We start from the raw sequence: 14,008 nt of genomic DNA, 5'->3' as shown, positions 1-14,008 counted from the left end.
GTGGCGACTTCTTTGAGCGGGTCGCTCGATCGCGTTAAGGTGCCAATCTCGGCGATCGAAGAGCAGCGAGCGTATGCCCGCGCCAATTTCCTCTGCGACGTCGTGGCTGTTTTGGGCTTCGTCGCCGCAACGGCGATGGCGTGTTACTTGTGGCGGCCGCAGCGGTTCCTCTACTGATCGCGACGGCTCAGTGCCTGGGCAGACGCATCGTGCCAAATCAGGGAATTTTTGATTGCCCCGATCATGACCTGCAATCCAGTGCGGGTGTTTTGTTGATCGTCGAGCTGCGTGAGCGTTGCCTCTAAGTTGGCCACCAGTGCGGTGCTGCTCATGACGCCGGCAGCCTGTAGATGCGCAATGATCGCCAGCAGCACGATACGTGATGCCTCTCCCAGGTCCCGCTCGACCGCCGCAATATCCTCCACCGTGAGCAGCCGCTCGTTGATTTCTCGCATCGTCAACGGCGGCTCCTCCGCGAATAATCGCTTTAGAACACTCCTTTCTTCATTTCGCATAGAATTCCTTGCATAGATAAGTCGTGCACAACATCAATCGTGCACGCCGAGTTTAACGGACGAGCGCAATGCTCTGAATGCAAGAAATTTCTCGTGATTTCCACATCGACTCTCGCAAAAATCCATATCGCCAAGCAGCAACTGGGCATGGATGACGACAGCTATCGCACGATGCTGCGCTCTGTCGCAGGCGTGTCCTCTGCCAAAGACCTGGACGCGGCCGGCGCTACCAAGGTCATGCGTCATCTTGAACGTTGCGGATTCAAACCGGTCCATTCACATGGACGCCGACCGCGCTACACACTTACCCGCGAAGCGCAGCTCGGCAAAATCGAAGCGTTACTCACTGACGCAGGTCGCCCTTGGGATTATGTGCATGCGATGGTCAAGCGAATCTGCAAGGTCGACGCGATTGAATTCTGCGACAGCGAAATGCTCGGCAAGCTGATTGCCGCGCTTCAAATTGATGCAACCCGGAGGAAAGCGTGAACTTCACCGACGTAGAAGATGAACTCCCCGACTTCGTTCGGTTGCTGGTCCGCCTGATCGGTATGCCGAAAACCGTCATGCTGATCGAGAAGCTGGGCGGCACGACGTTTCCGGTCGCCAAGCGCCTGTCGCGCCAGGGCGAAGTCCGCTATCAACTTCTGGCCGAGGTGGTGGGCGTCGAGGCGGCCGATCGCCTGACCGAGCACTTTGGTGGCGAGCCGCTGTATATCCCGACGTGCGCGAAGGCGGTCCGTCTCGCTCGTGATCGCCGCATTCGCGCCGACTTTGACACCATAACGCGCGAACACAGCTCGCTGTACGCAGTGGTCAAACTGGTCCAGCGCAACAAATTATCCGACCGGCAAATCTGGCGCATCCTGAAACAGGAAGACCCGCCGTCGAGCCGCCAGGTCTCACTGTTCTAGTCGCGCAGAAACCCACTCCATGAACCCCGCCTCGGCGGGGTTCATGCTTTGTGACTGACGTCTGTTGCCTATGGCGACAATCGCCGGCCACCTAAAGTAGTGCCATCGAATACGCACTCCCATAAAACGATGGCACGAATCTCTGCACTGGAAGCCGGCGGACACAACGTCGTCGCCTTTCTCGACATGCTCGCCGCAAGCACGCACTCGACGTGGGTGCTCGATAACAGCGACGACGGCTACAACGTGCTGGAGGGCTCGCACGGCCCGATCGAGCGCGAGCACGTGTATGTCGCGCAGCGGCTGCTCACGTTCCGCACCTATGAAACGTTTCCGCCGCTGGACGGCGTGACCGTTTCCGAGGCCGGCCGCTACCAACTCGCCGAGCTGGACTATTGGCGCTACGCCGAGCAGCTCGGCCTGGACGATTTCAGCCCGCTCTCTCAGGATCGCATCGCGCTCGAGCAGATGCGTGAGCGCCACGCCCTCCCGTTGGTCCAGTCCGGTCACGTCGGCACTGCAATTGCCGCGTGCGCCAACGTTTGGCCGCACCTGTCACCGAAGGATTTTGGCAACGATCCGCAGCGCCATGCATTCCTCATGGCGGTCTACCGCAACGCAGGCGGCACCGTCGCAATCGGCTAACGGGACACCCGCGATATGGCACACCCGAAAAGCGTTCGCGACAAAGTGCGGCACGCCTACGTCTATGACCGGCTCTCGCTTGAGGTCGCGGCCATGAGCGCGGGCGTGTCGCATGGCACGGCGCGGCGCTGGAAAAGCGACGCGGCCGAAAGCGGCGACGATTGGGACAAGGTACAAGCGGCCAACCTGATGGCCGATGGCGGCGTCGAAGGCGTTGCCCGTCAGATGCTCTCTGGCCTGGTGCGCCAGTATCAGGCGACGATGACTGCCGTCGAGACGGATTCGGAGATGTGCTCGGTCGAGAAGGTCAAGCTGCTTGCCAGCCTCGCGGATGCGTACAACAAGACGATTGCGTCATCGAAACGCATCCTGCCCGAAACCAACGAACTCGCTGTCGCCAAGGGCGTCGTGCTGCATTTCGCAGCCTTCGTGAAAGAACGTTTCCCGCAGCATCTCGAAGCGTTCGCGGATGTGCTGATGCCGTTCGGTGACGAGGTCGCCCGAATTTATGGATCAACCAAGAATGGATGACGGGAAACAAACATGCTGATCAAGATCGACCGCAACCGCGCTGTGAACACCGAACACATCGTGTCGGCAAGGGTGGATGCCCATGGCGATATCTGTCTCGACATCGAGCTGATCACGGGCGAGAAGCTGCGCGTCAAGCATGCGCCGCAGTGCTATGACGGCGTCGACGTCTACAAGCTACTGGATGAGATTGTCGCCACGCATGACTGACGGCGTCGTGAACGGCCCGTATCCGCAGCACGTCACTGCATTCGCAGCGGTGTCGGTGCGGTTCTGTAGGAAGTTGGCGTCGATCTATCGATCGGGGAGGAATGGGGAATGGCGGATTCAATGAGCTGGAAGCAACCCTACGCCGACGCAGGCATCGAAATGTGGCTTGAGCCAGGGGAATGCCGTGGCGATCGCTTGTTGATCGCCACGGGACATGTAGCCGGCTGCTTCACGTTGCCGCTGCATGGTGCTGACGGGAATCTGATCGGCTCTATCGATTTCGAACCCTACGCCGTTATCAGGGGCCGATCTGTGTACCGGGCCAGTGCAGTGCATTCGGTAGACGGTCCATCGCCATCGTTACCGTCTGCGTGGTCAGGCGCTTTGGGGCTTCGACGGGAAGCGTCTTCAGGTGATCAAGAGGCTGGTTCCTCTCTACCGCCGGAAGGTCTGAAGCGCTAATTCGTGAATCAAAAGGAAAGAATGATGCGACACATTTTCGCAATCGCAGCGCGATGGCGGCATGGCCGGGTTCGCGCGAATGACGCTCCTCCGACTTCTGATCGTGAACTCAGGATCGGCGCGGAGCAGCGCATGGATTTTGCGGCGGCACTCGCGATTCTTCGGACTGGCGGCAGGATTCGGCGCGCGTCGTGGCCGGCGTCGACATGGGTTGCACTGTGCGACAACTGGAATGGCGCATTGAAGGGGCACGCAAGGCGCTCACTGCTTGAGCCAATTGCCTATCTCGTGTCGGTCGACGATACCGGGCTTGCGCGCTACGCAATGTGGTTGCCCGGTATCGGTGACCTGCTTGGTGAGGACTGGCTAGTCTTTTGTGGCGATGATTAATCCCCGCACTTTCTCGATTTCACGAAACTGCTTCGAGCTGCTTTCCGAATAAGTCCGATATTACGGAAAGCACGACCAGTCTGTTCTTTGCTTAATCGGCGCGGTCATGGCAAGTTGCGGTTCTCGCTTCCCTAGAATCGATTTTCTGCATTTCGAACAGGTATATGTTTTATGCGAGTTTTGAAATCCGCTGTACTGAAGGAGCGATTTGACATTGTTCTGGTAGCAGTCGGGACAAAGATTATGCGCGGGTTCGCTGCCCTGCATCGAAGGCTTTACGCGGTAAGCGAAACTGCCCGGAGCTAGCTCGTACAGTTCATCGCGCTGCTTCTCCTGCGACCAATTTTCGAAGCGAGCAATGTGGGCTTTCAGCTTCTCTATGCGGCGCAGTGTCGACGCTTGGCTCGTCTAGGCGGTAGTCCATTTATCAAGGGACGCTGGACGTGACGCGCGGCAGTTCGGTAGCGTCAGTGCTTGCCACCCACAACAAACCCTTGAACAATTTCAAAGCGTGACTTCCGCCCGTTTTACCGAGAAGGATTTCTTCGACGAAATCGCCGAGCTGGCTGCGTCCCTTCGGCGCGATATCGACGCCTGGTCGACGGGCCTCGATCCGGCGCCGGCCGCGCGCCTGGCGCGTCGCCGACGCGTGCTCGTCGACGGCGACTTCCAGTTCTTCGCGTATACGTATTTCCCGCATCACATTCGCGGTGAGCCGTCGCTCTTCCAGGCACACTTCTGCAACCGCTTTCCGAAGCTGCTGCGGCAATCCGGCGGGGCCCGCGAATGGTGGGTCGCGCCACGCGGCGAAGCCAAGTCCTCGCTCGCTACCAAGATCGGCCCCGCGTACATCATCGCGCAGGGGTTGCTTCAACGCGCCGAGATTCGCCGTGAAGTGGGCTGGACGGGCGAGCCGCCGGCATTCCTCGACTACCTGATCCTGCTCGGCGCGGAAACCTCGCTGCCGACCAAGCTGCTGGAAGTCATCAAGACCGAGCTGACCGCGAACGCGGCCCTGTCGCTCGACTTCCCGGAAATCTGCGGCAAGGGGCCCGTGTGGAAAGTCGGCGAGTTCGTTACGCGCAACGGCGTGAAGGTCGAACCGTTCGGCGCGGAACAGGCGATTCGCGGCACATTCCACGGATCGAGCCGCCCCAAGGTGCTGTTCGGCGACGACCTGATCACCGACGCCGAGGCCAAGAGCCCGACCGAGCGGCAGAACCGCTGGACCTGGCTGGAAAAAGCGATCGACTACCTTGGCCCGCCGGACGGCTCGGTCAAGTATGTGGGCGTGGGCACGGTGCTGGACAAGGATGATCCGATCTCGCGCGCCAAGCGCAGCATCGGTCACGTCGTCCACCATTTCCGGGCGATCGCCCAGATGCCATCGGACATGGATTTGTGGGCGCAGTGCGAAGAGTTGATGCTCAACGCCGACAAGCGCGAGATCGAACTCGCGTCGGCACGGGGCGAGATCGTACGGGCGTCAACCAAGGAGCGGCAGTCGTCAAGCTCGGGCAAGACAAAGGCGGTGACGGCCTGCGTGCAACGGTCGGGGACAAGGACCTCGGGCGCATCGCCTTTGAAGATGCGCTGGAGAAGTACGCCACACGGGAATGGGCCGAACAAAAGTATGCGAAGAAAGGTGAAGCAGGCGCGTCTACCTGGGATGGATTGAGCGGAAAGCCGACTACTCTCGCAGGCTATGGCATCGAAAGCGAAGCGGATAGGCGGTACCTGTCCAAGGACGCGGAGGCTCAGTTTGCGACAAAACAGTCCGTGATCGTAAGGCGTTTGCATGCCGTGAGCACCACATCGCCTGTGGCATCGATTGACTTTACGAATCTCACTGACAACTGCAGCCGCTATCTCGTCGAGATCTGCGATCTAACGACAGACACAGATGGAGCCGAGCTCTGGCTGCGCTTTGCAGAGAACGGCAATTGGATCAATTCGGCGATCTATGCGTATGCATGGTTCTTCGCCAACAGCGAACCGCGATCGGGCATTGAGCGCGGAAGCGCCAGTTACATGCAAATCCTTAACGGTATGCGTGTGGGTGAGGGGCTCGGCACCGCCGGCCGCATTGATGTCTACGATCCGCACGGCAGCAGTGCTTACAGGCGACTCACGTGGGACATGCAGGGAGCCAATGCGTTGGCGACCGCCCGTTATATCGGTGCGGGTTCGTATACGAGCCTAAATCCGATCAATGGTATTCGCCTGCAACTCTCGAGCGGCAACATCAAGGCGGCAACCGTCAAACTATACGAAGTGAATTGACATGCAACGACTCATCAATGGCGAGTTGACGAAGATCGGTGACGCCGAATGGGCGAAATTGGCAAGCGAGCAACTGGCGGGGGCGAAGTCGGCCCGTATCGGCTTGCTCACTGCGGCTTGCGCGCAAGCCATCACGTCAGGCTTTCAGTCGAGCGCCCTTGGCACCGTGCATACCTATCCGTCCCAACCAGCCGACCAGCAGAACTTGAGTGCCGCGGTAACCGCGTCGCAGTTGCCCCAATTGGGCGGTGATCCGCGCTGGCGTGTGCCCTTCATGTGCGCGGACAAAAATCGCGTCTGGGCGCGGCGACCACACACGGCCATACAGATCCAGCAAGTCGGCGCGGATGCCATCGCGGCCATCTCCATGCTGCTGCAAAAGAAGGACGCGTTGTTGGCTGCGGTGGAGGCTGCTCAAACCCCCGAGGCCATTGACGCGGTTAGATGGCCGACACAAAGCTGATGGCGACAACAAATCGTACTGGAGCAAGAAGATGAAGAAAATCATTATTGTGGCAATCGCAAGCGCTGCTGCCATCGCCGGCATTCTGGGGGGCTGCATTTCGCCGTCGCTCAACGTCCCGGTGCAGGTGAACGAGATGCACAACGTGGACTACGGCGTCGCCTTCAGGAACGAGTACAAGGCATCGCAGGAAACCGAAGCTCGACCGCCAAAGCCGGTGACCGCCGACAACGATGAATGATGTGTGCGGTAGCAGTTGGCTCGCAGGCAAGAAAGCAAGGAAATTCTGATTCCTAGGTGGGCGCGTAGCCGCTAGAATTAATGCTCTCTCATGTGTTTCTTTAAATCCCGTGCTTTCGCTTGAAAGCACGGGATATTTTTTCCTCGACATGTCTGCCTCGTTTTCAACGATGTGGTGCTCTTGGAAGAGGAAATCAAGAACAAGAAAATACTCTCTTTTCCGATTGCTTGAGCGGCCATAGAATTACGCTGCCCATCACCGATGGGCATTCTCTGATAGTCTGTCTCCGACGTTTGGCTGCCCTCCTACTTTGTAGAAGGGCGATTTTTTTATGCGCAATCCTCGACGGAATAGTGCAAGACCATTCTCATTCCAGCGGGCCGGCTTCCGCGCTGTATAATTTAACCCTGCTATTTGCCATTCTGGGCAAGCAGGCAACATGGGTTAAGCCCGCCTCTGCATGGAGAGGCGGGCTTTTTTATGCACATGTCCAGGGGCCTGTACATAAAAAAATACCGCCCTTGTGGGGCGGTATTGAAACAAGGCTTCCGCCTTGCCACACGAGGCGACTGCGCCTGAGGGGTATGGCGCAGTCAGTCGTAACTGTGATTGAAAGTTTCTCATTGCGCTATAAGAATCATCTCTATTTTCGCAAAAAATTAATTCCATCAAATTGACCAAGTTCTGGGGATTGATTGATTTTGCGCCGTCGGAGAGGTCGCTGCACAGAATGGAGCGGGTGAAGGGAATCGAACCCTCGCCGTAAGCTTGGAAGGCTTCTGCTCTACCATTAAGCTACACCCGCACAAATGGACATTTCCGACTGCTGCCCAAGCTAATCTCTAGCGTTGGCAAAAAAGATGCCGCCCGTAGGCGGCATGCAAAGAGTCGAAAACACCTGAGAGCTCATCTGGGGTGATGAGCGGCTTCAATCATAAGGGGGCTGAGTAGCTCAAGTGTTTGAGAAACATCTTGATTTTGAGAACTCCGAAATCACTCTCGTAGAGTCAAGGCGCATCGCGACCAAAAAAAACCAACCCCACGAAGAGGTTGGTTTCGGGCCGGTCTTTCCCGGCGGTCAATTGCGCTGCGTTGCGTGAGTATTGCCGGCCCTCACGCGGGCGAGTATCAACGGTTTCCGGCTGCAGTTCTATCGAACATCGCCGACGCGAATATTAACTGAGAATTGTCGTCTGTTGAATAGTCGACCGTTCATGCGTTTGTCGCTTCAAGTCGATCGCGACGGTGACAAATCACGCGCGAAACCGTCGATTTAGTCGAGTGCCAAACACAGCGCAAAACTATGCCAAATCTGGCGCGTCGTTACAGACGTTCGCGTAGATTCCCGATCTTTCTCGCACCCGCACCCGCACCCGCACCCGCGACTGCGACTGCGACTGCGGCGATAGCGGAGCGCACTTGACGCAGGCCGATCGTGGAACCGCGAGACTGCGCGATTCCATCGACCGGCCTGCCGCTGCCGACTTCAGGTTGCGCTGGCCTCGTCGATCTGGCGGATGTCGTCCTGATCGAGCCGGATTCGGATCGCTTCGCCGAGCAATTCGAGCTGCGCGAGCGACGTCGCGCTCGCGATCGGCGCGGTGATCGTCGGCCGCGCGATCTGCCACGCGAGCGCGACCGCGGCCGGTTGCGTGCCGTGCTTCGCCGACACGGCGTCGAGCGCCGCGAGAATGCGCAGGCCGCGTTCGTCGAGATAGCCGGCGACGCGATCGCCGCGCACGCTCTTCTTCAGGTCGGCCTCGCTGCGGTACTTGCCCGACAGAAAGCCGCTCGCGAGCGCGTAATAGTTGACGACGCCAAGCTTCAGGTCGCGCACGACCGGCTCGAGATCGCGTTCGTAGTCGGCGCGGTCGATCAGGTTGTACTCGGGCTGGATGACCTGGTACGCGGGCAGGCCGTCGCGCTTGCTGATGTCGGCGGCTTCGCGCAGGCGCGCGCCGCTGTAGTTCGATGCGCCGATGATGCGAACCTTGCCTGCGTCGATCAGCGTCTGGTACGCGCCGAGCGTTTCCTCGAGCGGGGCCGTATCGGCGAGGTCGCGGTGCGAGAAATACAGGTCGATGTAGTCGGTCTGCAGGCGGCGCAGCGAATCGTCGGCGGCCTGCAGGATGTTGTCTTTCGTCAGGCCCGCGCGTGTCGAAAGCAGGCCGACCTTGGTCGCGATCACGACCTGTTCGCGCTTGCCGGAACGCTTGAGCCACTTGCCGATGATCGTTTCCGATTCGCCGCCGCTGTTGCCGGGCGCCCAGGCCGAATAGACGTCGGCCGTGTCGATGAAGTTGATGCCGGTGTCGGCGAGCGCGTCGAGCAGCGAAAATGATGCGTTTTCGTCGACGGTCCAGCCGAAGACGTTGCCGCCGAACGCGAGCGGCGAAACCTGGATGTTCGACGTGCCGAGAGTGCGTAGTGCCATGTTCTGCTCCGATATCGGTGGGGTGACGGGATTGAACTGCGCGATTGGCCAGGTCGAGCGCGACGAGACGGCGGGGTGCGCGGTGCGGTTCCACCGTTGTCGCAGGACAGCGGACATTCTCGCCGATCGGTTCGATTCGTGCAGGCGGTGCGTCGTCGCGATGATGGACGGCCTGCGACAGATGACGGACGCATCGTCCGTCACGTTGGTGGTCCGTACGACTGCGTTGGATCTGGAGCTGAATTTCGCGGCGGCGATGCGCTGCGGGAAGCGGGATGCCGTGTCGGCGGAAGCAGGCGGGAAGGCGGGACGCCCCCGACGTGGCGCAGGAGCGGATCGGCGCCCAGGCGGCAAGCAGCCGCCCGTGCGATGGCGAGTCGGTCAGCGCAACTGCACGGCCGCGAGAAACAGCACCATGCTGCCGATCGCGCCATCCAGCACGCGCCACGCAACGGCCTTGCGGAACCATGGCGCCAGCAATCGCGCACCGTAACCGAGCCCGAGAAACCACACGACGCTGACCGCCATCGCGCCGATTGCGAACGCGAGCCGTGCGCCTTCCGGCTCGCGCGCACCGGCCGTGCCGATCAGCAGGAACGTGTCGAGATATACGTGCGGGTTGAGCCACGTGAACGCGAGCGTCATTAGCACGATCGCGAGCCCGCTCTGCGGCGGCGGCGCGACCGCGTCGCCGCGCACGTCGAGCGTTGCGTGGCCCGGCTTGAATGCGCGGCGCAGCGCGTTGATGCCGAACCACGCGAGATACGCGAGGCCGACATACAGTACCGCGTGGACGAACGTCGGATAACGCTCGACGAGCACCGATGCGCCGCCGACGCCGGCGCCGATCAGGATCATGTCGGATAGCGCGCACAGCAGCACGATCTTGCCGACATGCGAGCGCATGATGCCTTGGCGGAGCACGAACGCGTTCTGCGCGCCGATGGTGACGATGAGCGACGCGCACAGTGCGGCGCCGTGGGAAAAAGCGAGCCAGTTCATGGTGGTGACAGCAGTAGAAGCAGTAGACGGATGAATCGTGTAGCGCTAGTCTGCGGTCAGCATGAGAATAAGAGAAGCTAATTCACCTAATGCGGATTAAGGAAATCTAATGCTCGACTACGCCCTGCTCGATGCGCTCGCGGCTGTGATCCGGTACGGCTCGTTCGAGCGTGCGGCCAAGGAGCTGAACGTCACGCCGTCGGCGGTGTCGCAGCGCGTGAAGCTTCTGGAGGAGCGCGTCGGCAGCGTGCTGGTCAAGCGCGGGCAGCCGTGCGTCGCGACGACGTCGGGCGCACTGCTGTGCCGGCATACCGAGCGCGTGCAACTGCTCGAGGCCGAGCTGGGCGGCCGGATGCCGGCGCTGCCGGGCCAGATTGCGAGCGCATGGCCGATGTTGCGCGTGGCCGTCAACGACGACAGCGTCGCGACGTGGTTCATCGACGCGGTCGGGCCGTTCTGCACGGAGCGCGAAACGTTGCTCGACCTCGTGATCGACGACCAGGACTACACGGCGGCGCGCATCCGCGACGGCAGCGTGCAGGGCGCCGTGACCGCGCAGGCCGAGCCGATCCAGGGATGCCGGTCGGAGCGGCTCGGGCGTATCCGCTATCGCGCGGTGTGCTCGCCGGCGTTTTACGAACGCTATTTCGGCGCGGGCATCACGCGCGATGCGCTGCGCCGTGCGCCGTGCGTGATGTTCAATCCGAAGGACGGGCTGCAGGCGCGTTTCATGCGGCGAGTGACGCGCGCGGATCTCGATCCGCCGCAGCACTGGATACCGCACGTCGCGGGCTATCTGCGCGCATGCGAAACGGGATTGGGATGGGGGATGTGCCCGGACCGGATGGTCGACCGGCAGCTGGCGGCGGGCGAACTGGTCGACATGTCGCGCGGGCGCACCGTCGACATCGATCTTTACTGGCAGAGCTGGCGTCTGTCGATCGGCTGGCTCGACGATTTCAGCGCGGCGCTGAAGGCGCGCGCCGCGCTGTTTCTCGACTGATCGGTAACGTCACGCGGGCGGCGCGCGAGATGCGTGCGCCGTGCGGGATCAGACGTGATGCAGGCCGTCGAAGTCGATGATCTGCACATGACGGCCCTGCATTTCGATCAGGCCGCGCTTCTGGAACTTGGACAACGTGCGGCTGACCGTTTCGAGCGTCATGCCGAGGTAGCTGCCGATGTCTTCGCGTGTCATCCGCAGGTTGAATTCCGACGGCGAGTAACCGCGCTTCAGGTAGCGCGACGATACGTCGAGCAGGAACGCGGCGACACGTTCTTCGGCATTCAGCGAACCGAGCAGCATCGTCTGCGACGTTTCGCGCACGATCTGTTCGCTCATCAGCTTGTGCATGCGCAACTGCATCGAGCCGGCTTCCGAGCACAGCGCCTTCAGCGCGCTGTACGGAATCACGCAGACGGAGCTGTCTTCGAGCGCGACCGCGGTGCGCGGATGCGTGTCGTCGCAGATGCCGTCGAGGCCGAGCGCTTCGCCCGCGAGATGCAGGCCCGTGACCTGTTCGCGGCCGTCGTGGCGCGTGGCGACGGTTTTCAGCGAACCCGAGCGCACCGCGTACAGGTTGTCGAATGCGTCGCCTTCGCGGAACAGCGCTTCGCCGCGCTTGACGGGGCGCGCCGCGCAGATGACCGATTCGAGGCGGCTGAGCGCTTCGGGCGCCAGGCCCTGCGGCATGCACAGGTGCCGCATTGCGCACGACGAGCAGTGCGCGGCCTGGCGAGGAGCCCAGTTGCCGGCATGAGGCGTGGCGGCGGTACGTGTGGCGACGGGCGTCAGCATGATCGTTTACTCCGGCGTTGAATCGACTGAATCATTGTCCCACCGCAAGTTGTCGCTGTCGGGTGACAAAACGTCGCGACCGGCCGCGGATGCCGAACGCCGTTCATGCGGCTTGCTCGTCCGTGTTGGCGGCGGCCGGAATCAGCAGCACGGGCAGCGTCGCGTGCCGCACGCATTGTTCGGCGATGCTGCCGAGCACGAGACGGCGGAACCCGCGGCGGCCGTGCGTGCCGAGCACGAGCAGATCGGCGCCGAACGCCTTCGCGCCCTCGAGGATCAGCTGCGACACATCGTTGAGCGACGTCGCTTCGGCCAGCTTCGTATCGCCTTTCACGCCCGCTGCCTGCATCAGCTTCGTGAAATCCTTCGCGAGCTCGTTGCCTTGCGCGACGAGCTGATCGCGCAGCACGGACGGATCGTAGCCCGGCACGTTGTAGTAGATCGCGGCGTTCTCGACGACGTAGAACGGTTGCAGCTCGGCGCCGTGTGCTTTCGCGAGCGCCAGCGCGGCATCGAACGCATGGCGGGACGTGTTGCTGCCGTCGACGGCAACCAGAATACGCTTGTACATAGTGTCTCCGAGTGGCGGGTTGAAACGAAGTCGGCCGGATGGCCGATCAGTCTGAGCAATGCTGCGAGGCAGGGTAAACCAATGGCGGGGACTTCGCAGTGCGGTGCCTGTCCTGCCGTGCTACAGCAGCGCCTCCGGCACCGCGGCGCACGGCCATGCGCGCGATGCATGCCGCACTGCGCGGCGCGTATCGCATGGCTGCGTCGCATCCGTCGTTCGCGTGGCCGCCGCGCGGTTCGCGACAGCCGGCTCCGAGCGATGGTGGATGAAGACCGCATCGTCGCCGGGAACGGATGCGCGGGTATCGGAATCGCGCGTTGCACAGGTGCACGCATCGCGGCGCGTGCATGCCGCACCGACACGGTGCAACAGCCGCGCCGATGAACCACGCGCATCGTCATTCAATCGCAACCGCGCCGTTTCGACATGACTTCGATCAACGCATGTGCGTCGGCGCGATTCGCGGCATGCATGAAACCGCCGATGCCGACGCGCGGAATCGTTCGCTTGCGCACCCGTCGCGCGCGCCAATCCGCCGGCATCGATCGTCGACCGATGCCGATCCGCAAACGAACGATCGATTCAAACGCCGCGCCGGCTACCTCGGTACGGCCGTCAACTCGATCACGCGTTCCGGCCGCCGTCCGTGGCCGGGCCAGTACGCGCTGCCGTACATCCGGTGGACGGGGCCGAACTGCGCATCGTCCGCGGGCGACGGCGCGGCGAAGCCTTTCTCGATCATCACGTAGCCCGCGCGTAGCGCGAACGCCGGATGGTTGCCGCCGGCGCGGCTGTCGAAACCGGCGAGGCCGTCGCCGGCTTCGGGCATCGAATCGACGAGCGACGCGTTGCTGCCCGTGATCTGGTCGGGCGAGATCGGCCCGCCGCCGGCGAGAAGCCACGCCTCGCGGTTCTTGCCGTCGGTGTCGACCGTGCTGTCGTGGGTGTCGTCGTTGTCGAGCTCGACGCTGTGCGGATGCAAATGACCTGTTTGACCGGATGATTCCATCACGGCTCTCCTGGCGGCGAAGCGCTTCGGATCGAAGCAAATCCCGTTCCGGGTACGACGGGAAAAGGCGCGCGGGCGACCGCCGCGGTCGCGCGACGCGCACTGATTTGTCATGATTTATTTCAGCTAGAAGACGCGTTTTCTACAGAGTATGATTCTTTTCCTGCGAAGCGGCGACAGGGGATGCGATCTCGCCGCCTCTGCCCGCGCCGGGGCGCCGCAGCACCCTTAAAGACGGGTAGTGAACAACAAACAAGGGACTAGAGGTGGCGGATTCATGCAAGCGACTACTGCCTTCACGCACCGCGGTTATCTGTTGAATTGCGCGCCCGCGCGCGCCAGTGACGGTTCGTTCAAGCCCTACGTCGTGATCTCCCGATCGAGCGACGGGGAGTTGGTTGCGAACCGTTTTTTCCCGACCGAGCTCCAGTTCAACGACGAAGGCGCCGCGATCGCGCACGCACGCGACTGGGCCGTGCGCTGGATCGACGCGAGCAGCATCGTGATCTGACGCCATCGCGTTTCCTGCATCGTCGGCCG

19 protein-coding genes and 1 tRNA gene are annotated in these 14,008 nt (G+C 61.5%); 12 read left to right on the top strand and 8 right to left on the bottom strand.

Translation table 11 applies throughout. The features are described from left to right. Window positions 1-170 precede the first annotated feature (170 nt). The gene (locus ACNQQL_RS33610) at window positions 171-461 is read right to left on the bottom strand and encodes a hypothetical protein (protein ID WP_347068696.1); all 291 of its coding nucleotides are present in this window, start codon (window positions 459-461) and stop codon (window positions 171-173) included. Between the two features lie 147 nt (window positions 462-608). On the opposite strand from ACNQQL_RS33610, the gene ACNQQL_RS33605 reads away from it, so the two are divergent. The 10 genes from ACNQQL_RS33605 to ACNQQL_RS33560 all read left to right on the top strand — a co-directional run bounded on the left by ACNQQL_RS33605 (window position 609) and on the right by ACNQQL_RS33560 (window position 6,654). Then, the gene (locus tag ACNQQL_RS33605; RefSeq protein ID WP_260429563.1) at window positions 609-1,004 is read left to right on the top strand and encodes a gp16 family protein; all 396 of its coding nucleotides are present in this window, start codon (window positions 609-611) and stop codon (window positions 1,002-1,004) included. Continuing rightward, window positions 1,001-1,429, top strand: coding sequence for a Mor transcription activator family protein (locus ACNQQL_RS33600; protein ID WP_347068694.1), 429 nt, complete (start codon window positions 1,001-1,003; stop codon window positions 1,427-1,429). The genes ACNQQL_RS33605 and ACNQQL_RS33600 overlap by 4 nt, the downstream gene beginning before the upstream one ends. 99 nt (window positions 1,430-1,528) lie before the next feature. Further along, on the top strand, window positions 1,529-2,074 hold the full coding sequence (locus ACNQQL_RS33595; RefSeq protein WP_347068692.1) for a glycoside hydrolase: 546 nt from the start codon (window positions 1,529-1,531) through the stop codon (window positions 2,072-2,074). 15 nt (window positions 2,075-2,089) lie between these two features. Then, on the top strand, window positions 2,090-2,605 hold the full coding sequence (locus tag ACNQQL_RS33590) for a DUF1804 family protein (protein WP_347068690.1): 516 nt from the start codon (window positions 2,090-2,092) through the stop codon (window positions 2,603-2,605). A gap of 12 nt (window positions 2,606-2,617) precedes the next feature. Then, window positions 2,618-2,815 carry a hypothetical protein gene (locus ACNQQL_RS33585; protein ID WP_347068688.1) on the top strand — a complete coding sequence of 66 codons (198 nt, stop codon included), beginning with the start codon at window positions 2,618-2,620 and terminating at the stop codon, window positions 2,813-2,815. A 465-nt stretch (window positions 2,816-3,280) separates the two neighbouring features. Next, window positions 3,281-3,667 (top strand): Thoeris anti-defense Tad2 family protein, encoded by a 387-nt coding sequence (locus tag ACNQQL_RS33580; RefSeq protein ID WP_347068686.1) that lies wholly within the window; start codon window positions 3,281-3,283, stop codon window positions 3,665-3,667. Between the two features lie 511 nt (window positions 3,668-4,178). Next, window positions 4,179-5,345: a hypothetical protein gene (locus ACNQQL_RS33575; RefSeq protein ID WP_347068684.1), complete on the top strand. Its 1,167-nt coding sequence runs from the start codon at window positions 4,179-4,181 to the stop codon at window positions 5,343-5,345. Window positions 5,346-5,470: 125 nt separating this feature from the next. Continuing rightward, window positions 5,471-5,950: a hypothetical protein gene (locus ACNQQL_RS33570; RefSeq protein ID WP_347068682.1), complete on the top strand. Its 480-nt coding sequence runs from the start codon at window positions 5,471-5,473 to the stop codon at window positions 5,948-5,950. A 1-nt stretch (window position 5,951) separates the two neighbouring features. Continuing rightward, complete coding sequence (locus ACNQQL_RS33565) at window positions 5,952-6,413, top strand: hypothetical protein (protein ID WP_347068680.1); 462 nt, start codon at window positions 5,952-5,954, stop codon at window positions 6,411-6,413. Between the two features lie 31 nt (window positions 6,414-6,444). Then, the gene (locus tag ACNQQL_RS33560) at window positions 6,445-6,654 is read left to right on the top strand and encodes a hypothetical protein (RefSeq protein ID WP_347068678.1); all 210 of its coding nucleotides are present in this window, start codon (window positions 6,445-6,447) and stop codon (window positions 6,652-6,654) included. Window positions 6,655-7,385: 731 nt separating this feature from the next. On the opposite strand, the gene ACNQQL_RS33555 is transcribed toward ACNQQL_RS33560, so the two are convergent. The 3 genes from ACNQQL_RS33555 to ACNQQL_RS33545 form a co-directional block, all read right to left on the bottom strand. Then, a tRNA-Gly gene (locus ACNQQL_RS33555) sits at window positions 7,386-7,459 on the bottom strand. 681 nt (window positions 7,460-8,140) lie between these two features. Further along, window positions 8,141-9,088 (bottom strand): aldo/keto reductase, encoded by a 948-nt coding sequence (locus ACNQQL_RS33550; RefSeq protein ID WP_347068676.1) that lies wholly within the window; start codon window positions 9,086-9,088, stop codon window positions 8,141-8,143. A 381-nt stretch (window positions 9,089-9,469) separates the two neighbouring features. Beyond that, a complete protein-coding gene (locus ACNQQL_RS33545; protein ID WP_034181470.1) occupies window positions 9,470-10,090 on the bottom strand; it encodes a LysE/ArgO family amino acid transporter in 621 nt (206 codons plus the stop codon). A 109-nt stretch (window positions 10,091-10,199) separates the two neighbouring features. Here ACNQQL_RS33545 and ACNQQL_RS33540 point away from each other — a divergent pair, with 109 nt between their 5' ends. After that, window positions 10,200-11,093, top strand: coding sequence for a LysR family transcriptional regulator ArgP (locus tag ACNQQL_RS33540; RefSeq protein WP_072445109.1), 894 nt, complete (start codon window positions 10,200-10,202; stop codon window positions 11,091-11,093). A gap of 48 nt (window positions 11,094-11,141) precedes the next feature. On the opposite strand, the gene fnr is transcribed toward ACNQQL_RS33540, so the two are convergent. The 4 genes from fnr to ACNQQL_RS33520 form a co-directional block, all read right to left on the bottom strand. Next, entirely contained in the window at window positions 11,142-11,888 is a 747-nt protein-coding gene (gene fnr, locus ACNQQL_RS33535) for a fumarate/nitrate reduction transcriptional regulator Fnr (RefSeq protein WP_347068673.1), read from the bottom strand. Window positions 11,889-11,991: 103 nt separating this feature from the next. After that, window positions 11,992-12,459 carry a universal stress protein gene (locus ACNQQL_RS33530; RefSeq protein WP_034181467.1) on the bottom strand — a complete coding sequence of 156 codons (468 nt, stop codon included), beginning with the start codon at window positions 12,457-12,459 and terminating at the stop codon, window positions 11,992-11,994. 401 nt (window positions 12,460-12,860) lie between these two features. Beyond that, complete coding sequence (locus ACNQQL_RS33525; RefSeq protein ID WP_310130202.1) at window positions 12,861-13,028, bottom strand: hypothetical protein; 168 nt, start codon at window positions 13,026-13,028, stop codon at window positions 12,861-12,863. A gap of 29 nt (window positions 13,029-13,057) precedes the next feature. Further along, complete coding sequence (locus ACNQQL_RS33520; protein ID WP_347068670.1) at window positions 13,058-13,468, bottom strand: DUF3005 domain-containing protein; 411 nt, start codon at window positions 13,466-13,468, stop codon at window positions 13,058-13,060. Window positions 13,469-13,745: 277 nt separating this feature from the next. Between ACNQQL_RS33520 and ACNQQL_RS33515 the strand changes: the two genes are divergently transcribed. Then, on the top strand, window positions 13,746-13,979 hold the full coding sequence (locus ACNQQL_RS33515) for a hypothetical protein (RefSeq protein ID WP_034181465.1): 234 nt from the start codon (window positions 13,746-13,748) through the stop codon (window positions 13,977-13,979). Window positions 13,980-14,008 lie beyond the last annotated feature (29 nt).

Origin of the sequence: Burkholderia sp. LFS061 (assembly GCF_047978125.1) — a bacterium.
GTDB classification, from domain to species: Bacteria; Pseudomonadota; Gammaproteobacteria; order Burkholderiales; family Burkholderiaceae; genus Burkholderia; species Burkholderia pyrrocinia_C.
The sequence above is the reverse complement of the archived record's forward strand: the minus strand, read 5'-3'. Positions and strand labels throughout refer to the sequence as shown.